10 protein-coding genes, 1 tRNA gene and 1 pseudogene are annotated in these 21293 nt (G+C 61.1%); 10 read left to right on the plus strand and 2 right to left on the minus strand.

Annotation, left to right across the window (positions count from 1 at the left end):
• Positions 1-351: 351 nt before the first annotated feature.
• From BTIS_RS12100 to BTIS_RS07675, 7 genes and pseudogenes are all read left to right on the plus strand, one after another.
• Positions 352-1216: pseudogene (locus tag BTIS_RS12100) on the plus strand (serine/threonine-protein kinase); the annotation flags it as partial.
• A 2524-nt stretch (positions 1217-3740) separates the two neighbouring features.
• On the plus strand, positions 3741-4688 hold the full coding sequence (locus BTIS_RS07650) for a DsbA family protein (RefSeq protein ID WP_094664198.1): 948 nt from the start codon (positions 3741-3743) through the stop codon (positions 4686-4688).
• Positions 4689-4756: 68 nt separating this feature from the next.
• A tRNA-Thr gene (locus tag BTIS_RS07655) sits at positions 4757-4833 on the plus strand.
• Between the two features lie 745 nt (positions 4834-5578).
• Positions 5579-7162, plus strand: a complete 1584-nt coding sequence (locus tag BTIS_RS07660; RefSeq protein ID WP_094664200.1) for an aggregation-promoting factor C-terminal-like domain-containing protein — start codon at positions 5579-5581, stop codon at positions 7160-7162.
• A gap of 239 nt (positions 7163-7401) precedes the next feature.
• Complete coding sequence (gene rsmA / locus BTIS_RS07665; protein WP_094664202.1) at positions 7402-8382, plus strand: 16S rRNA (adenine(1518)-N(6)/adenine(1519)-N(6))-dimethyltransferase RsmA; 981 nt, start codon at positions 7402-7404, stop codon at positions 8380-8382.
• Between the two features lie 17 nt (positions 8383-8399).
• A complete protein-coding gene (locus BTIS_RS07670; protein WP_094664254.1) occupies positions 8400-9326 on the plus strand; it encodes a 4-(cytidine 5'-diphospho)-2-C-methyl-D-erythritol kinase in 927 nt (308 codons plus the stop codon).
• Between the two features lie 75 nt (positions 9327-9401).
• Entirely contained in the window at positions 9402-10037 is a 636-nt protein-coding gene (locus tag BTIS_RS07675; RefSeq protein WP_094664204.1) for a LytR C-terminal domain-containing protein, read from the plus strand.
• 50 nt (positions 10038-10087) lie between these two features.
• Here BTIS_RS07675 and BTIS_RS07680 read toward each other — a convergent pair whose 3' ends face one another.
• Positions 10088-11512: a CCA tRNA nucleotidyltransferase gene (locus BTIS_RS07680; protein ID WP_094664206.1), complete on the minus strand. Its 1425-nt coding sequence runs from the start codon at positions 11510-11512 to the stop codon at positions 10088-10090.
• Positions 11513-11588: 76 nt separating this feature from the next.
• Here BTIS_RS07680 and BTIS_RS12105 point away from each other — a divergent pair, with 76 nt between their 5' ends.
• The 3 genes from BTIS_RS12105 (at position 11589) to BTIS_RS07695 (ending at position 18931) form a co-directional block, all read left to right on the plus strand.
• Entirely contained in the window at positions 11589-12350 is a 762-nt protein-coding gene (locus BTIS_RS12105; protein WP_094664208.1) for an NUDIX hydrolase, read from the plus strand.
• An 87-nt stretch (positions 12351-12437) separates the two neighbouring features.
• The gene (locus BTIS_RS07690) at positions 12438-14768 is read left to right on the plus strand and encodes a DUF6049 family protein (protein WP_143248907.1); all 2331 of its coding nucleotides are present in this window, start codon (positions 12438-12440) and stop codon (positions 14766-14768) included.
• A gap of 92 nt (positions 14769-14860) precedes the next feature.
• Complete coding sequence (locus tag BTIS_RS07695) at positions 14861-18931, plus strand: lipid II flippase MurJ (protein WP_420807014.1); 4071 nt, start codon at positions 14861-14863, stop codon at positions 18929-18931.
• 1515 nt (positions 18932-20446) lie between these two features.
• Here the strand turns inward: BTIS_RS07695 and BTIS_RS11865 are convergent.
• Positions 20447-21293 (minus strand): sensor histidine kinase (locus BTIS_RS11865; protein ID WP_158216871.1); only part of this gene is annotated, 847 nt, incomplete at its 5' end.

Consider the following 21293-nt stretch of genomic DNA (forward strand, 5'->3'; position numbering starts at 1 on the left):
AGTCTGCCGGCCGCTCTTTCGCCGCAACTGATTCCCCATATCCGGAAGCTTCAACACCGGCAGATCCGGAACCGTCAATCGCAGCTTCGGGATATCCCGATTACAAATGACGGCATCAAGACACGTCTCATCACTGTCGCTCTCGCCATCGTCGCCGTTGTTATTCGTCACGATCGTCATACCGTTCCGGCTCATACATCCTCCAACAACGTTCTGGTTCGTTATCAGTGTATGCGGAGAACGATGAACAGACCATACATGACCCTCGATCAGACCTGTCATATCGCCGATATCGTAACCGTTTCCCGACTATCGAACCGGTCGTAGAGTATGGGTGTCACAATGGGGCGCATGAGTGATTTGACTGCGCTGAATCTGGCACCGGGGAACCTTGTGGGGGGCTACACCCTCATCTCGCGTCTTGGGGGCGGTGCCATGGGTTCGGTGTGGCGAGTCAAGGACGACGGCGGCAATATCTACGCCATGAAGATCCTGCGCGATTCGTTGGGCGACGACGGCGACGGCACCGACGGCTTTCGTCAGGGCGGCGAGGACACCGCAGGCATGGCACGCGAACGACTGCGTCGCGAGGCAGCCGCATTGCGACGGGTGAACCATCCGGGCGTATGTCAGATCGTGGATATGGAGCTGGATGATTCGCTCGCGTTCATCGTCACCGAACTCATCGAGGGCAAGAATCTGCGTGAGGACGTGCTGGCGAACGGCAAGTACGTGGCGGGCGATCTGGAACGCCTGGCGCGTAAGCTGATCGACGCGGTGGCCGCCGTGCATCGGGCGGGCATCATCCACCGCGATATCAAGCCGACGAATGTGATGGTGTCTCGTACTGGCCCGGTGCTGGTGGATTTCGGCATCGCGATGGGCGAAGGGGAAAGCCACGTGACCCGCACCGGATTGGTGATGGGTACGCCCGGCTTCATCGCCCCGGAGATCATCGATGGCGCGGAGTCCGACGAGACGACCGACTGGTGGAGCACGAGCGCGGTATTGGCGTTCGCCGCAACCGGACAGCCCGTATTCGGATCCAAGCCGATGATGGCGGTGCTGGAACGTGCCGCAGCCGGCAACGCGAATCTTTCCGGACTACCGCCACGCACGACGGCCGCGTTCCGTAGCGCACTCAGCCCGCGTCGCGCTGATCGATGCACGCCTCTGGAACTGCTGCAGACCATCGAACAGGACGCGATGACCCCGGAATTGTGGACGGGTGCGGAATCCGGTGCCGCAGGTCCCGCCAGCGCCGCCAGTGCCGACGATTCCACCGATTCCGCTCAGCATACGAACAGATTCCAGCCCGTGGCCGAACCCGGTGTATCGGCGCTGCCGGGCAAACCCGTGCTCAGCGGTGCCATGCCGACCGCCATGGACGATCACCACGATGACCAGCACAATGCGGACGAGGGTGGCGAAGCCGGGGTGGTGCGCCCTTTTGGAAAAAGCTCTTCGGATAGTACGGATGCATTCGCCGCGGAGAACGCCGTAGACAATCCGCGGTCGTTGTGGAAGGCGCTTGATGAACGTCGGGCCGCACTCACTCAGGTAATCGGCGTGGAACCATTGTCCACGAATGATTCGCTGATGGAGGCCGCCGAATCGGAATCGATATCGCCGATGCGGTTCGATGAGCCCTCGTATTCCCACGATGACTATTCCCACGATGACATTGACGACGGTTTTGGCACCGATGAGGAATGGAATGTGGATAAGCCGTCCATCGTGCTGGCCGGGCAGACCCGTGTGGTGCCGGTCGATCGTGCGCCATCCGACAGCCCGGCGTTCCAGCCGGCCGATCCGCCACTGCCCGAGTCGGTGCACGACGATAACGACAACGACAACGTGAGTGCCGACGACACCGTGCCGACGACACTGCCTTCACGAACCGTATACGCCACTGCGAGCGCCGACGCGGACGACGGTACGAATGCCGATACACCGTCCACGGAACCCCCGTCCGCCGACACCATTGCGGTCGCATCCATGCCGGCGAGCTATCCCGCGCCCGTGCATTCGTACGACCAACTCGACTGGCTGAACACCGATGACGGCAATGCCAACAACGGCTCGGCACCTGAATCGGCGACCAATCCCCTCAGCAGGCTGCAGACGCTGGGAGACGAGTCCGATGAGCGGCAGAAGCCGGGGGAACTGGATCATCTTTTCGATTCTCTGCCGGCAGCCGCCCCCGCCATTCGCCCGGTGGGAACGACCGCGATGGCAAACGGTCAGCCGATGCCGAACGACCAAACCGCGACAAGCCGGCACATGGCTGAACCGCGAAGCGTGCAGTCGACGCCGAATCAGCCGCCCGTACCGCGCGTGGCATCGTCGAATCCTGCGACGTCGTCGAGTCCCGTGGCATCGTCGAATCCGGACCAGACACGCATCATCGGCCCTGATCCGGTCCTTGGCACCACAACGCTTGTGCAGGCACCGACCATCGGCGAACCGCCCAAGGAACCGCCTATCACCGGCGTGCCGGTCGCGTCCACGACCGTACTGCCACCGACGCGGACCGCATCGAACGCGAGCGCTCCGGGAATGGCTGCGCCGACACCGCCGCCATCGCCCGACATGGATGCGACGCTGGTCTACGGACAGCCCGGATTGCTCCAGCCGCAACCGGGCCAGCCGGGACAGCCGCAACCGGGCTACGCCCCTGATCCGTACGCGCAACAGTACGATCAGCAACCTCAATACGATCAGTACGGGCACCCGTACGACCAACAGCAACTGCCGCAACCGCAACCGGAACAACCCCCGTATCAACCGCGCGAGGACCATGCCGACGTCATGCGGAGTTGGTATGTGCCGCGTGGACGCATGATCATGTGTCTGCTGGCCGCACCGCTGTGCCTGTTTACGGCGAGCACGCCGGCCGCCGGACTCATGTCGGCGTCATTCCTGTTGTGGGCATTCACGGTGATGGGTCTGTCGCGCAATTCGCAGCTGGAACGTGAAAACAAGCGCGGCGGTCTGCGCAAAGGCACCGACGGCGCGCTGATCATCGGTTCCCTGCCCTGGCACCTGATCAAGGGACTGGCACTGACCGTGATACCCACGCTGCTTATGCTGGCGCTGTTCGCCGCACTGACCGCGTTCCTCACCACGGCGTTGATGCTGCCGTCGACCACCGGCACGATTCTGGCGTTCGGTACGCAGCTGCGGTTCCCTCTGCTGGCCGGCAGCGCGCTTTCGGCATCGGGCTTCACGCTGATGGCGTGCATGGCCGCCGCATGGTTCGCCGCGGCACTCGGACCGTATTCGCGATTCGCACGTCTGGGTGCCGGAACACTGCGCGGCGATCTGGGTGCACCGTCCCCGTCGATCGACGCGAATCTGGCCGCCGCGGGAGCTCCCGGAATGCCGCCACCCGAGGAACAGGAACGATTGCAACAGTCGGCGCATCGACGCGGCTGGACGCTTACGCTGATCTGGCTGGTGCTTATCCTCGCCGGCGTGGCCATGCTGCTCGCCGGAGGCAGCATCGACTGGGCTCCGATCATGCTGGACTGAGTAATCACACGAAGCCGCACAGAAGTCGCACAACCGAACCAAGCCGCGACCATACCCACATACCGTACGCCATGACCATACGGTCGCGACAACCCCGGGCATCATCACCGTTTATTTACCCTCCGCTGTTATATTGAGGGCTGCTGTAACGAACCCGGTCATCCATGCCGGAAACCATTGAAAACAGGGGAATACGAGGCACATCCATGGCCAATACGAAGAAACCCGCCAACCGCAAGGCACGTCAGGCGGCCGAAGCCGCGGCCGCGAAGGCAAAGGCGGAACAGGAGGCACGAGATCGTCGCAATCAGACCATTATCGGCGCGGTCGTGGTGGCCATTGTGGTGATTCTGGTGGCCGTGATCGGATTCAACGTGTGGAAGTCGAATAATCCCAGCGCGAACGCCGACGATCTCAACGCCGCATGGGCCAAGGTGGAGAAGGCCTCCCCCAAGCCGGCGAACGCCACCGACAAGGGCGGCTTCATCCTGTCGAAGGACGGCGTGAACAAGCCTGTTGACGGCGTTCCCACCGTGGGCGTGTACATGGACTTCATGTGCCCGGGATGCGGCAGTTTCGAGCGTTCCATGGGCGACACCTTCTCGCAGATGGTCGATGCCGGCCAGATCAATCTGGAGATCCACCCTAACGGATTCATGGATCGGTACTCGACCGACGAATACTCCACGCGCACCGCGAACGCCACGATCGAGCTCATGGAGAACGACAACGACCCCGACCACATCCTCAAGTTCATCAGCCTGATGTACGCGGAGGACTTCCAGCCGAGCGAAACCAGCTACAAGTCGGTGAGTGATGACGACATCAAGCAGCAGATGATCGCGGCCGGCGTGAGCGAGGACGTCGCCGCCAAAGCCACCGACAATGACTACCAGTACAAGGACTGGGTCACGGCGATGGCCGATTACACGCCGCTGCGCAGCGAACTGTGGAACACCGAAGGCTCGCTCAAGGGACAGATGACCACGCCGACCGTCACGTTCAACGGCAAGTACTGGAACCGTCAGGGACTGGATTCCAGTGTGGATACGCGTACGGCGTTCCTCAAGGCGATCGGACTCGACTCCGCTCAGGTGGGTCAGTCCGGCACGCTGCCGGAGATCGGTTCCGACAAGGGACCCCTTTACCCGTGATGTACGACTAAATCCAGTTCATTCGTTATACTGGACCTTCGTTCGCCGCGCCGATGCGTGGCGGGCACGCCTCCTTAGCTCAGTTGGCCAGAGCAGCCGCCTTGTAAGCGGCAGGTCGTCAGTTCGAACCTGACAGGAGGCTCCATTTGGCAACAATCGGCAACGATCATCACCATGCGACACGATCGTTATTGATCTTGTACGACATCAATCGATCGATCTCATTCATAATCAAGCCATTCGACGCTGTTTTCATCGTTACCGATCACTCTATACGCGGATGTGAGCCTGAACATCCGAAGGTCGCGACGCCGTCGGCAACCCCGGTTCTCCCCTACTGTCCACAAGCAGAACACGCCGTAGATCTTTCCTCATAAAGAGTGATATGGTTTACACGACGAAGGTTTACAACGCCTGTAACCGAAGGGGATTGAAAGACTTACCGCGAGTAAGAACTCAGGAGCTTCCCCCATCAAAAACAGCTTCTGAGACATGGGACGGAGCATCCCCCAACCCGCTCCGTCCGTGAGAGGGGCCGGAATCATCCCCCTTCTAAGCCGGCCCCTCTCCTTTTTTATTTTCGGACCTTGTCCGCACAATTCGAAGATCCCGATCTGGGTATATCCAGACACAGGCCTGGGTATATCCGGCCGATTATCTCTGGGTCAAACCAGTACATATACCTGGTTCTGGGTATGACCGGGTCATGAAGGACCCCGAAACAGCCCCCTCGTGACCCGGTTATACCCAGACCGGTTTCCCCATAACCCGGTTATACCCAGATTCGTTGGGATTGTGGGGATTCGGAGGGTTCCGTCGCCGAAACACGGGCTGTCAAGGTTGTCACCATACAATGAGGGGTGGTTTCAATAGTTCGTCAGGAGGATTTGATGGCACGTAGGTGGACTCCGCAACGTTTTCAGGCGCGACGCCGTATTCGAGTGGCCGCATGCGCCGCAGCGGTCACCGTGGCGTGCATGGCCAGCTTCCTGGTGGGCACACACAAAACCGTTGCGCTGGAAGTGAACGGTAAGACGGAAACCGTACAGACGTATGCGATGAGCGTGGATCGTCTGCTGCAGGAACAGGGCGTGGCGGTCAAGACGCATGACATCATCACGTCGTCGTCCGGCAACGCATTGGCCAATCATGCCGTCGTGAAGGTGCAGAGCGCCTATCAGGCGACCATCACGATCGAAGGCAAGGATGTGCCGTTCTGGACGATCGCCACAAGCGCCGACCAGCTGCTCGGATTCTTCCAGGACAACGAGAAGGCTGCCAGTCAGGTCACCGTGAACATCCAGAACGTGTATAACCAGCTGACCGGCGGATTCGTGATCAACGCCAACGGTCCGGTGACCGTAGTGGCCGACGGCAAGTCTAGTGAGGCTCCGAATGGCAAGCTGCCCGCCGCGTCGATTCTTGATTCCAAGGGCATCGTGCTCGGCAAGGAGGATCGCGTCAGCGTGGAAAAGGACGGTGATCAGACCGTGCTGCGCGTCAAGCGTGTAACCCATGGCGAGACCACCAAGACCGTGTCGATTCCGTTCGTCACGCAGACGGTGGTCGACGAAACCCTGCAGCCCGGCGAGACCGTGATCCGTCAGCAGGGTCAGGCCGGAGAGAAGACACAGACGTACAACACCACGTTCGTGGACGGTCAGGCCGAATCCGCGGTGCTGCTCAAGGAGACGACCACCAAGGAGGCCATCAACCAGGTGGTGGCCGTGGGCCCGGAAAAGCCGAAGGAGACGCCGAGCAACAACTCGAGCAGCGACTCGAACTCGAACAACTCGGACTCGAACACCAACGATTCGGATTCCAAGACCAACGACTCCGACAAGACCACGTCCGACTCCAACTCGGCCAAGCCGAGCAGCAAGCCCAGCTCGTCGGCATCCGCATCGGCCAAGCCGAGCGAATCACCGTCGTCCAAGCCGTCGAACTCGCCGTCCGCGTCGGAAAGCAGCAAGCCGGCGGAAACGCCCACGCAGAAGCCAAGCACCAACACGAATTCCAACAACAACTCCAATAATTCGAACAATTCGAACTCCGGCAGCTCCAACAACTCCGGCAACAACTCGAATTCAAACTCGAACTCAGGCAACTCCGGATCGTCGAACTCCGGCAGCAATTCCGGCAGCAGCTCAAGCGGACTGTGGCATGCGTCCCCATCCGCCGCACAGACCTATGCCAAGGGCGCCGTAGCGCAGTACGGCTGGGGCGGCACCAACTTCGACTCGCTGGTCAAGCTGTGGAACAAGGAATCCGGCTGGAGCTGGAGCGCCGAAAACAAGTCTTCAGGCGCATACGGCATCCCGCAGTCCCTGCCCGGCAGCAAGATGGCCACCTTCGGCGCCAACTGGAAGGATGACGCCGCCATCCAGATCAACTGGGGACTGAACTACATCTCCGGCCGCTACGGCAACCCCGACGCCGCATGGGCTCACTCGCAGAAGTACAACTGGTATTAAACAGCCCAAACAGGCCAAATACCGCCAAAGAGCCATAGCACAGTCACATGCCCAACCGGCAGTACTCGGCAGGGGACAAACACCACAACATCAGCACACATCAACAGACATCAAACACCACGACGTCATGGCGCTGCACCCGCCACAGTCAGCGCCTCCACGTCAGCCAGACCATCAACAACCGCGAACCGATATCCAATACCGACACAATACCGACATCACGTAGCACGAGACCGAATATGACAAATCCCACCGCATCGCAGACCAACGAATCCGCCGCCCATCAGGCCGACACCGACGACAGCGGTCTGCTCGGCGCAGCCGACATCCGCCGCATCGCCGCCGAGGCCGGCGTCACCCCCACCAAGAAATTCGGCCAGAACTTCGTGATCGATCCGGGTACCGTACGTCGTATCGCCCGCACCGCCGAAATCGGCGACGGCGATCAGGTGATGGAGGTGGGCCCAGGGCTTGGCTCCCTCACCCTCGCCTTGTTGGAAACCGGAGCGCACGTGACCGCCGTGGAGATCGACCCGCCGCTGGCCGAACGCATCCCGAAGACCGTGGCCGAACGCATGCCGAACGCCGCGGAACGATTCCGCGTGATCAACAAGGACGCGCTCAAGGTCACGCCCGACGACACCCCGCAGCTCGCGAGCGCCGAATCGTTCACGCTGGTGGCCAATCTGCCGTACAACGTGGCCACGCCGATCATCATCACCCTGCTCGAACGCTACCCGAATCTGAACAGCTTCGTGGTCATGGTGCAGAAGGAGGTGGCCGACCGTCTCACCGCCCAGCCCGGCAGCAAAATCTACGGCACCCCCACCGCCAAGCTCCACTGGTTCGGCACGTCCGAACGCGCCGGAATCATTGGTCGTAACGTATTCTGGCCCGCACCGAACGTGGATTCCGCGCTGGTCAAGTTCACGCGTACGCATACCGACCGCACCGAGGCCGACATCGATGCACGCCAACGCACGTTCGCGCTGGTGGACGCCGCCTTCACCCAGCGTCGTAAGACGCTGAACGCGGCGCTCAAGAAGATCATGCCCAAGGAGGCGTTCGCGCTGGCGAACATCGATCCGACACTGCGCGGCGAGACCCTGACCATCGATCGATTCGCCGCGCTCGCCGACGCCGCGGCCCGTATCGAGGCGGGAGACACCGACGGCACCGATTCCGTCAACGGTACGGACACCACCGGCAAGGAGGCCTGATGACCGCAACCAGCACCATGAACGATATCGATCCGACCCAGATCGCACATACAGCGACGCCCAAACGCGTCGACTGCGTGCGCGTGGAATGCCCGGCCAAGACCAATCTCACGCTGCGCGTGGGCGCTCCGCACGCCGAATGGGGAGGCCGTCACCGCCTCGACACCATATACTGCGGCGTGGGCATCTACGACACTGTCACCGTGACGCGCAAAGCCCCCAGCACCGGATTCAGTCTTGATCTGACAGGTGCCTATCTTGGTGATCTTGCCCTCGATCAGGCCGATATGCGTCACAATCACGCCGTGATGGCACTGTTCGCGCTCGCCAAGGAGGCCGGTCAGTCCACTGACGTGGCCATCACGCTGGAGAAGCGCATTCCCGTCGGCGCCGGACTCGGCGGCGGCTCCAGCGACGCCGCGGGCACGCTGCTCGCACTGAATCGCCTGTGGAACCTGAACTGGCCGGTGGAACGACTGCAGCCCATCGCCGCAACGCTCGGCGCGGACATGCCGTTCTGCCTTGCCGGCGGACTCGCGCATGGCACCGGCTACGGCGAGGTCATTGAAACCACGGACGCCAGCCATCCTGACATCGCCCCGGGCACGCTCGGCTCCATGGTCGTGGGTGCCTACAACACGCAGCTGAGCACGCCCGATGTGTATCGCATGTTCGATGCGATCGGCGCGGGCCCCGGCAGTCCGACCAATGATCTGCAGTATGCGGCCGTCACCCTGCACCCGCGCTCCGGCGAGGCGATCCGTGCCGCCCTGGACGCCGGCGCAACCAGCGCATTCGTATCCGGTTCCGGCCCGTCCGTCGTGGCCTGCGTACCGAACGAGGCCGTGTCCGCCGCCGTTTGCCATGCCTGGATCAGCGGCCGTCACGTCGATCGTCTTTTCGAGACCACCGCCCCGGTCACGCCCATCGTCTCCCTGCCGTAGCCGGACCATATCCGACCGTCAGGCAGTCGGGTTAATGTGTAACTCATCACAGACAGACAAGGAGCAAGGACCGTCATGACGACTCCGGAAGCCTTCGACGAACGTAAGGCACGTCAGCAATTCGTACGCGACCGTCAGAAGATCGTGTTCACCGTCGCCATCGGCGCTCTGGCGATCGTCCTCGTTATCTCGTTCCTCGTCTACTTCGGCGTGCTCGGCAAGACCGCAACGAGCGCCAATTCAGTCCAGCCCAACTACGGTGTGACCGCCCCCTGCCCCACTGCGGCTGAAGGCGCCACCGCCAAGGCCGTCAACCCGAGCGTCATCAACGTCCGCGTGCTCAACGGCACCGACAAGGTCGGTTTGGCCGACGCCGTGAGCGAGGCCCTGACCAACCGCGGCTTCGTGTCCAAGGGCGTGACCAACTATCCCGGCACCGTCACGATCAAGCGCACGGAGATCCGGTTCGGCAAGAGCACCATCAATGAGGCCTACACGCTCGCCGGCCAGTTCAACGACGCGATTCTGCGTATGGACGACCGTACGGACAAGCTGATCGACGTGGTGATCGGCTCCACGTTCTCCGACCTCGTCGACGAGGACCAGATCGCCACCAAGACCGACTCCGATCTCAAATCCATCGAGGGATGCAAGGCCGCCGATCAGCTCGGCGACCTGCCCAAGGCCGTGGACCACGAGGCCGTGAACTAGGCCTCCAGCCCCAGACCTTAGGCAGACCTTAGGTGGGCATCAAGCCAAGATCAGGCCTCCGGTGCCCCTTCCTCCGCATACCAGCGCTTGAGCTCGGCGACGGCCTCGTCATGCTCCACGGGACCGTTGTCGAGTCGGTAATCAAGCATGTGCTTGCGCGCGCGGCCCACTTCACGTCCGGGCGCGAGCCCGAGGATCTGCATGATTTCGTCGCCGTCAAGGTCGGGACGAATCGCGTCGATATCCTCTTTCTTCTTCAGCTCGATCACGCGCGCCTCCATGTCGTCCATCGCCTCGGAGAACATGCGTGCCTTGCGCTTGTTCTGCGTGGTGGCGTCGGCGCGGGTGAGCCGGTTGAGCCGATGATACAGATGCCCGGCGTCACGCACATACCGGCGCACGGCGGCGTCGGTCCACGGTTCGTCGATGTATCCGTGGAAACGCAGGTGCAGCGCCACCAGATCGGCCACGTCCTCCACCAGGTGATGGTCGAAGCGCAGCGCCTTGAGCCGCTTGCGGGTCATCTTGGCTCCCACCAGATCGTGATGGTGGAAGCTCACCTTGCCGCCGGCTTCGAATTTGCGCGTGCGCGGCTTACCCACGTCGTGCATGAGCGCGGCCATTCGCAGCGTCAGATCGGGAGCGGGCACCGGGCCGTCGGGACCGGTTTCGAGCGCGATCGCGCGGTCCACCACCATGAGCGTGTGCTGGAAGACGTCCTTGTGGCGGTGGTGCTCGTCGAGTTCGAGCTGCAGCGCGGGAATCTCCGGCAGCACGATGTCGGCCAGTCCGGATTCCACAAGCGCCTCGATACCGGCGTGCGGGTTGTCGCTCAGCAGCAGCTTGGTCAGTTCGTCGCGTACACGTTCGGCGGATACGATCTCGATGCGGTCGACCATGGCCGTGATCGCCTCGGCGGTCTCCGGTTCGATGCGGAATCCGAGCTGCGCCACGAATCGCACGGCGCGCATCATACGCAGCGGATCGTCGTCGAACGACTGACGTGGATCGACGGGCGTACGCAGAATCTTCTTGTTCAGATCGTTGGCACCGTCGAACGGATCGACGAATTCGCATTCGGGCACGCGCAGCGCCATCGCGTTGACGGTGAAGTCACGTCGTGACAGATCGCCTTCGAGACTGTCGCCATAATTGACTTCCGGCTTGCGCGATTCGGGATCGTATTTGTCGGAACGGTAGGTGGTCACCTCCACGCCGATTTCACTGCCGTCGGCACGTTTTTTCATTGCGCCGAGCGTGCCGAATTTACGGCCCATATCCCAGAATCCGTTGCCCCACTTGCGCAGGATGGGCTCGAATTCCTCCGGTCTGGCGGAGGTGCAGAAGTCGAGGTCGTGTGAACGGCGATGCAGCAGCAGATCGCGTACGGGCCCGCCCACGAGCGCCAGTTCGTAGCCCTGTTCCTTGAACAGCTCGCCCAGTTCAATGGCCTCAGGCCATACCTCGAATCCCACTCCATGCTCCTTTCGCTGTGCGCAATCAAGCTTACCGTTACCCCACCTGCACATTGTTTTGCGTATTGTAGAAGGTATGACTACTCCCGGGGATGTTGCGCGCATGATGGCCCGTGCCGCCAGTTCTTCGGGCAATCATACCCAAAATGACGGGGTTTACGACCCTCTTGACGATGACGTCGAATCGTATGAACTGCGTCCTCTGTACAGCTCGCAGACGCCGAAATATGGACAAAGTATCACATTGCGACTGCCGGAAGGACAAGTCGAATATGTCGAGGCGCAGATCGATGTGCGTGAAGTGTCCGACAGCCCGATTTCGATGCGACCCACGCCTGCGCTCATGGCGAAGAAGCAGACGCAGCCCACCACGTTCGCTTCGCTTGACGCCCGTGAACTCCCTGTGGTGCGCGAGTATTCCGCCGGCGGACTGATCTTCGACGACAAGGACCGCGTGGCGATCATCGCCCGTCATTCCCGTTCCGGCCATTTGGAATGGTGTCTGCCGAAAGGCCACATCGAAAAGGGCGAGACGCCCGAGCAGACGGCCGTGCGCGAAGTCCATGAGGAGACCGGCATCCTCGGTGAGGTGATCACCTCCATCGCCACCATCGACTACTGGTTCACCGGCACCGCCCAGCGTGTGCACAAGCTCGTGCATCATTACGCCCTGCGTCGCATCAGCGGGGAGCTCACCGTGGAGGGAGACCCCGATCATGAGGCGGAGGACGCCATCTGGGTACGTTTTGATGATTTAAGTGACGTCCTGAGCTATCCTAACGAACGTAGGATTGCGTGGCTGTACGCGCGAAAGCATAAGAGCAACGCGAAGAAATAACAACGCTGGAAGTCGCCAGAAAGTCTAGAAGTAAGGGCCGTTTTGCTTGTGAATACCGGAGGCCATACCGGCCGCAGCGGAGGCACCATGCCCATCGGGGCATCACGACGTCTGCATGCGATCATCGACGTCTGCCTCGCCATGATGATCGCGTTCGCGATGGTGTTCGTCGGAGTCACCCCCACGTATGCCGCCGACGCCGCAGGCAAATCCGACACCACCGGCAAGGTCTCGGTCAGTATCGAATCGGGCACCAGCACCGTGATCAACGGCACCGACGACTATACCGCCGTGGTGACGATCAGCAACGGCACCAACAGCATGCTCGCCTCCGGTGAAGTGAAAGTGCTGACCAATCCGAAATACTCGTTCAGCTCCAGTTCGTTGATGCAGTCCTGGGCCGACGGATCAACCGCCGACGCCCGACTGCGCCGACTGAACACCACGCTCGCCTCCGCCACCGTGGATTCCATCGAAGCCGGCGGCAGCCGCACCGTAACGCTGACCGCATCGAAATCATCCGGTAACGACTCAGGAAACGACAACAACTCAGGCAGTGTGCTCGACCAGTTCACCTCCTGGGGAGCCAAGCCGCTCAACATCACGTACTCGTCGCAGAACTCCACCGGCGACGCCGTATCGGCCGGCATCCACTCATTCGTCACGCGCACGCAGGACGGACTCAACGTCGGCGCCACGCCACAGCTGAACCTGACCATGGCGCTGCCACTCACCGAATCGGAATGGCAGGTGAGCACGAACGATGTGCAGAACCTGCTCACCCACGACCAGAGCGCAACCGGCGCATCCGGCACCAACGACGCCAACGCCAACGCGGAGGCCGTGGCGAAGTCCACCACCATCACCTCGCTCACCGACCGCCAGCGTCGCAACCAGTCCGCGCTCGCCGCCACATTGCGCCGACACACGGCCATTCAGACCGTGGCCGATCCGTCGTATCTCACTTCGTTCTCCGGAACCCCGCAGATCGCGGCACTGATGCAGCCGCGTGGATTCGATCTCGCGTTCCAGTCGCAGACCGCCAGCACCCTGCCCTGGAAGGAGGCCGGGCTGACCGACGATCTGTGGAATGCCGGCACGGCCATCGATCTCTATCATGACGTCACCGGCGATGAGAAGACCACGCCCGCCACCATCGCCTGGCAGTCCACCGCCTCGTGGACGATGAGCGCACTCACCGCCGCAAAATCACAGGGATACACCGCCGTGGTCGCCGAAACCGACTATGACGCCGACTCTCCCACCGCCGTACGCACATCGAAGATGGTCGTGCCCACCGACGCCGGCGACATGACCGTACTCACCCCACAGCGTGACCTCAGCTCCCTCGCGCAGGACTCCGCCACCTCGTCCGACGCGGCACTGCAGGCGGAAGGCACCACGGCCGGTCGCATGGCACGGTTCGTAGCGCAAAGCGCGTTCTACCAGATGGAGCGTCCATACGAAACCCGCAACCTGCTCGTCTCATTCGGTACGGGCGCAAGCGCCAACACGATCGAGGCGCTGATGACGCAACTGGAATCCTGCTCCTGGCTCAACCTCGGCAGCCTCGACGACCTGATGCAGGCCCAGCCGTCGGTCAGCGGCAGCGACGCCGCCGCGCACGCGAACGAAGTGCCCACGATCGAGGAATCCGCCGACAACCCCAACGCGACCACCGCCACCGTCGAACGGCTGAACACCCAGGTCCTCTCGCTTCGCGACACCTACGCGGAGATCTCCCGGTTCGCGAACACCGTACTGGCCAAGGCACCCACCAGCACCGAAGCATCCGGCGCTTCCGGGGCATCCGGCAATTCCAACAACAACGGTTCCACCGGCACCGAGGAAGACTCCGACGGCACCGATCAACTCAGCGAAGGCGCATCCCGCTGGGTCACCTCACTACGCGCGGCCTACACCGATCTGGCCCTCAAATCGTTCACCGATTCAACGATCAACGACCAGCGGCTCGTCAAGGCCGCCGGACGCATCGCCGACGGACTGTTCTCCGGCGTCACCGTGGCCAAGCCCGACTCGATCAACATCGTGAGCCAAAGCGCGAGCATGCCCGTCACCGTGGGCAACAGTCACCCGTACGCCGTGCGCGTCCGACTCATGGCCAGCACCGATTCGGATCAGATCGTCTCCTCCTCCGGACAGGAGCTGACCATCCCCGCCAACTCCGAAGTGCAGTCCACGCTCACCATCCGCGTGCTCAACTCCGGCACGGCCACCGTACGCATCCAACTGCAGGACGCCAACGGGCAGCCCGTCAGCGATACCGCCGAAGCGAAGATCACCAGCGTTCTGCAAATCAATGACTGGAGCGGCTACGCGATTCTCGCGCTCGCCGTGCTGCTGGGCCTGCTGGGCCTGTGGCGACAGTTCCACCGTGTAAAGGATCCCGACGAATGAGTTCCCAGAGTTCCGTAAACTCCACGAGTTCCGATAACGGTTCCGGACAATCTTCGGAACAATCGAATTCCGTAGGACGCAACTCCCTGATCATGGCCGCCGGCACGGCGGCCTCACGCGTTACCGGACAGATTCGTTCGATCCTGCTGGCTGCCGCCATCGGCACCACCGGCATCGCCGCCAACGCCTACCAGACCGGCTCGATGATCCCGCAGGTCATCTTCACGCTGATCTCGGGCGGCATCTTCAACGCCGTGCTCGTGCCGCAGATCGTGCGTACGCTCAAGCATGAGGACGCCAACGAACGACTCAACAAACTCATCACCGTGGCGATCACGCTGCTCATCGCCGTCACCGCCGTGATGATGCTGGGCACGCCACTCGTCACCCGACTGTACGTGAATCCGAACTGGGCTCCCGATCAGCGAGCGCTGGTGAACGCGTTCACCCTGTGGTGCATGCCGCAGATCTTCTTCTACGGCCTGTATCTGGTACTCGGCCAGATCCTCGCCGCCAAGGGCCGGTTCGGTATGTATGCGTGGAGCTCGGTGGGCGCGAACGTGATCAGTTGCGCCGGCTTCACCGCGTTCATCCTGCTGTTCGGCAAGGCCGATCGCATGCCGATGAGCTTCTGGACGGAGGACAAGATCCTGCTCACCGCGGGCACGTGGACGCTGGGTGTGGCGTTCCAGGCGGTGATCCTGTTCCTGCCGCTCATGCGCATCGGTCTGCATTACCGTCCCAAGTGGGGTCTGCACGGCATCGGTCTGCGTTCGATGGGCAAGGTGGCCGCGTGGAGTCTGGCCATGACCGTACTCAATCTGGTCGTCGGCATGGTCACGTCGCAGATCAACACGGGCGCGCCGCACGCCGGCCATGATCTGTATAACATCGCCGGCAACGGCTCGTATCAGTACGCGTATTCGCTGTATATCCTGCCGTACTCACTGATCGCGGTGTCGATCACCACGGCCGTGTTCCCCAAACTGTCGCGCGCGATCAGCGATCACGATGTGACCACCGCGCGTGAGGATCTCAGTTCGTCGCTGCGTACGGTCGGTCTGTCGATGGTGTTCTTCTCGTCTGCGTTGATCGCCATGCCCGTGCCGATCACGCGCGCGCTGCTGCCGTCGGTCAACGTACATGACGCGTTGCTGATCGCCGGACCGCTGGTCACGCTGTCGATCGGATTGGTGCCGATCAGCGCGTTCCTGCTCATTCAACGCACGTTCTACGCCTACGAGGACGGCAAGAGTCCGTTCCTGTTCGCCCTGTTGGAGAACGCGGTGCAGATGGCGCTGCTGCTGCCGGCAATCATGATCGCACCGCCGCAGCAGTGGGCCACGCTGGTGGGTCTGGCGCTCAGCCTCGCGTACATTCTGACGATTCCGTTCATTTTCCTGCGGCTGCGCAAACGTATGGGCGGCTCGTTGGATGGGCGACGGATCGTCGTCATGCACATCAAGGCGATTATCGCAGGCGTGGCGGCCGGCGTGGCCTGCTGGCTGGCGTGCAAGCCGGTCATGCGTCTGCTGCACGTCGACGTCGGCCCGTTCGACGGTCATATGGGTTGGATCGATTCGCTGATCATCTGCATCGTGGGCACGATCGTGGCTGCCGGCGTGTATGCGCTGCTGCTGGTGGTGCTGCGCGTGGACGAGTTCACGTCGCTGATCGATGCGGTCAGGCGGCGGTTCCTGCATCGCGGTGGTGCGGCGGCGAGCGCGACGGGTAATGAGACCGCAAGCGAGCAGTCGGATGATTCCGGCAACGGCGACAACGGCGACAACGGTCCTATCGACGATGGCGGCAATGACCCGAATCCGGAAAACGGTCCGACAGAGCCATCCGACGGTCCCGTTAATGCGCCTGTCAGTGTGCCCGTCGGCGCGGCGGCTGGTACACCCGTCAGTACACCAGTCACCCCGACGGTACCCAATAATTCCAACGATTCCAACGGATCACGGAACGTCACGACCGGAGGCCCGTCCACAACGGGAACTCATCCGGCACCAGTCATTGCGGACCGCATTCCATCGGGCAGTCCCACTTATAGAATGACTAGAGCCCATCAACAGCTTGATCTATTCGCAGGGAAGAGCAGCGACACTATGAAGCCAGGACTTGGAGACACTCTCATCGACCGCTATACGCTGGTACAGATCCTGCGTGAGGAGACCGGCATCTCGGTCTGGCGGGCGAACGACAGTGTGATGGCCAAGGACTGCCAGCTCTTCCTGATCACCGACTCCACCATCGCCGGTATGGCGAACGACGTGGCGAGCGCGCTCACACTGAGCCACAACAAGCACTTCACCCCCATCCAGCAGATCCGTTCCGACGAGGGCGCATGCATCATCGTCACCGATCTCGACCACGGCATCTCACTCGAACGCTATCTGGCGCATAACGCCGACGCGTCCACGCAGGCGCTGAGCGTGGAGGCCATCCGCACGATCATGGGTGAAACCGTTGAGGCGGCCAAGTCGCTGCGCCGCTCCGGACTCAATCATCGTGCCATCTCCGCGGCGACGATCCGTATGACATCGCAGAGCGTGACGCTGGCCGATGCTCCGATTTCAGCCGCGCTCGTGCCTCCGCTGCTGCGTCACGCCGGTGAGAATCCCGACTCCGAGTCCGTGGTGATCCGTCAGATCGCCGCAGTGCTGTATCAGGCGCTTACCGGGCACGTATTCGACCCTTCCGATGAGAACGCGCTCGCCAAGCTGCCGGAGGGTACTCCCGACGAGTATGAGATCCTGTGTGCACGCGGTCTGGGCATTCACGATCGTGATCATGATGTGCCGATTCCGATCAGCACGCTCGACGAGTTCGAGGCGCTGCTCGGCATATGGAAGCCGATGACCGATCTGACCCGTGACGACATCGCCATCCCGTCGCATCCCTCCAGTCCGTCGGTGAAGCTGGCGGAGTTCCGTCCTGCGAATGAGACGAGCCTTGTACCGATTCCGCAGTCGTTCCTTGCGGTGAGCGAGCCGCAGATCGCGCAACAGCCGAGTGAGATGACGTGGCGGCCGAATCAGCTGTTCTCCAAGAGCGGCGAAGTGGATGACGTCGATCCGAGCGATTTCGAGGACGATGGGCGTCCGCTGGGCATCATGCCTCAGGAAGGCAAGGATTTCAGTGGCCGTCCGACGATGGGCCTGGATGTGTCGGCGATTCGTGCCGCCCGCGATGCCCATGATTTTGGCGACGAGGACACGTGGGAGGGCGATCCTGAGGCCGTTCCGCTGCCGCATGGTGTGAGTGGACAGGTGGCGCCGCCGAGCTTTGAGCCGGCGGAGAGTGCCGCCCAGCGTGGCGGTGCGGGGGCCGGTGCTGACGGTGGCGCTGGCGCTGTCGATGATCCGGAGGCCACCATGGTGATCGAGCCTCTGCCGGCGAGCTTTGAGCCGCAGGTGCCGGTCAATCCGCCGTCGTATATGGAGACGCCTGAACCGGTCGAAAACGCGACAGCCCCGGAAGCCAGGCGCACACTGGGACGCAAGCGCATAGCGATCGTCGTGGCTACGGTGGTGGCGCTGCTGGTGATCTTCCTGGGTGCCGCGGCGGCTTTGGGATTGTTCTCGCCCAAGGGCGCGGAGCAGAAGGCCAGCGCGTGGCCGTCGTTCAATTCGTCCGATGTGGCGTTCCCTGGTGCCACGCAGTCGGCGGGGGCTTCGCCGTCCGGTTCCGCGAGCGCCGCGTCTCCGTCTGCGTCCGCGAAGCCGTCGGAGACGACGTCCTCCGAGGCCGTGCCCACGCTGATCACCGCGGATAAGAACGCGAAGAAGGTCCCCGATCCGAAGAAGACCGAGGAGCCGCAGAACACGACAGAATACGCCACCTCGTCGCAGACGTTCGTCAGTCGTACGAGCCAGTACAACGGCCGCGGATGGCACATCCGTCTGACGCAGCCGCAGGACGTGTCGCGACTGGTCGTGTCGATCAGGCAGTCGGGCGGCAAGGCGCAGGTGTACGCCGGTGCGACGAGCGGCAACCCGACCGGCGGCGAACTGGTGGGCGAATTCTCGTTCGACCCGAGCGGCACCACCGAGGTGAAGCTCAACAAGATCGTGAAGACGCAGGACCTCGTCATCTGGGTGCCCGTGGATACCACCCCCGAAGGCGGCCTCTACTTCAACAGCGTCAAGGTGTACTAGTCCCGTGTACTAGTCCTGTGCGTTAGGCGGATCGTCCCATACCGATTCGGTTTCGGTCCGCCTATCCCACTTCGGCCTAGTTCGGCTCGGTCCAGTCCCAGTCCAGTCCCGGTCCGGCTTGGTTCAGTCCAGTTTGATTCGATTCGATCCAATCCAGTCCGGTCCGGTCCGGTCTGATTCGGCTCGGTTCGGCTCGGTTCGGCCCAGTTCCTCGCCGTACTACTCGGTCCGGTCCAGTCCGAGCCGGTGCAAGCCGATCTGTCTCTACTCGGCTCTGCCCAGTTTGCTTCGCTTCAGTCTGTCCCGTCCCGGTTCGGTATGACTTGGCTCAGTTCAGGTCGGTCCGGTCCGGTTCAGACCGGTTCACCCGGTCTGGATCGGCTCAGTTCAATCCTGATCATCTCAACATAGTTCATTCCGAACCAAACCGTTCCCGCTCAATCCGGTTCGGTTTTGGTCCGTCTCGGTCCAATTCGTCTCTATTCTGCTTCGCTCTGTCGTGCCCTACTCGGCTCAGCTCAGTCCGATCTGGTTCGCACGGTTCGGTATGGCATAACCCTACCTATCTCGATTCGGCTGCCCCGTTCCGTCTCAGCCCTGTCCAGTCAGTACGCTCACATCGGCACCCCGTATTAGCTGACCGTTTCGCTTTGGCGCGGTACGATCAACAGAGAATGGATGCCCGTACGATCTCGTTCATATAAGAGCGAATATCGTACCCGTCAGTTACGTATCTGCCTACGTTTCGCCCACCCCAACCCGACACGCTTCCGCTGCGGATCTGATCATGATTGCAAACAAACCCGCAGTCAACGTGTCCTCTCACTGCAGGTCTGATCATGATCACGAACCAACCCGCAGCAAACGCAACTCCTCACTGCGGGTCCGTCACGACTCCACTCAAGACCCGCAGCAAACGCCTCTTCCCACTGCGGGTCCAACAATCGCCTTCAACAAACCCGCAGCAAGCGCCCTGCCACGCTGCGGGTCCGAACATGCACACACTGAATCCGCATAAACCCTGCCCCCGCCATTGTCGAAGCCAGTACACGTATAGATCAAGCCGCCACAAACACCACGGAAGCCGCCTGAATGCTTATCCGACACATGCATACGTCCAATAAGCATTCAGGAACCCGTCCCATGCTTATGCAACGCATGCGTACGCCACATAAGCATCGAGAGAACTGTCCGATGCTCATTGGACGCACGCATACAACGCATAAGCATCCCAGAAATCGTTCGGTTCTTATTCGGCACATACGTGTGTCAGAGGAACACCCAGAAAAACCATCCGATGCCTATACGCCGCATACATACGTCAAACAAGCATTCAGGAAACCGCCCAATGCTCATCCGACGCAAGTACGCCCCAAAACAAGCACCTGGGAAACCACTCAGTGCTTATCTGACGCACGCATACGACTCATAAACACCGAGGAGCTCGATCGGCCATGATTCGAGTAGAGAACGTAACCAAGCTTGCTCATTGGCTACGGTGCTCATCGGCTACGGTTATGGTTCTGGATCGGTTTGCAACGGGAGTTTGATCGACAGCACCCATAGTCCATCCGGCTCCTCGACCGCGAACGTTCCTCCACGTTCGGATATCGCCTGACGGTATCGCGCCAACCCCGAATGCATGCCTGATGTGATCTCCCCGTTGGATTGCGTATCATGCTTCGGCATATCCGCAACATCGATCAGCAGTATCCGTTGCCCCTCGTGACGATCGTTAATACCGACCGATATGGAATACGGCAATGCCGGATCCGCGTATTTACGAATATTCCCGAATATCTCGCGAAACAGATCCTTGATGAATCGCGCATCTTCTCGATGAAGAGGAATATTCATATCCTGAGGGAATAAGACTGTCCCAGAAATACCAACACTATTGAGATGCCGTTGTTCGCCATCACAGATGGCATATATACTTCGTAAACTTGTATGAAATCCAGTGCCAATTACCGACTGATTATCAGCCTGAGACTGTTCCAACATGCGAATTATTCGACGCGTTTGAGTCAGCGCATCATCAATAGAACGTATGGCGTTCTGCATGCCGATCTGGCTCTCATTTGAATTCGAGAAACCAGATATCTGATTCAGTGACAATGACGCATCCACGAGATCGTTGGTTACGTAATCATGGAGATTTCTGGCAATAACGTTCAGTTGCTGCTGTCGCTTTACTTGCGCAAGTGCCTCATTGGCAATTTTTTGCCTTCTGAGGAAAAAGCCGGACAGAAAAACAAGAACTACGAATGTAGTAAAAGAAACAATTTCTCCGTCGACGAAGAATGCCGGTCTATACAATATCTTTCCTACTATTTGCGCAAACCAGATAACAGCTGCAACC

It is taken from the genome of Bifidobacterium tissieri, assembly GCF_002259645.1.
GTDB lineage: Bacteria > Actinomycetota > Actinomycetes > Actinomycetales > Bifidobacteriaceae > Galliscardovia > Galliscardovia tissieri.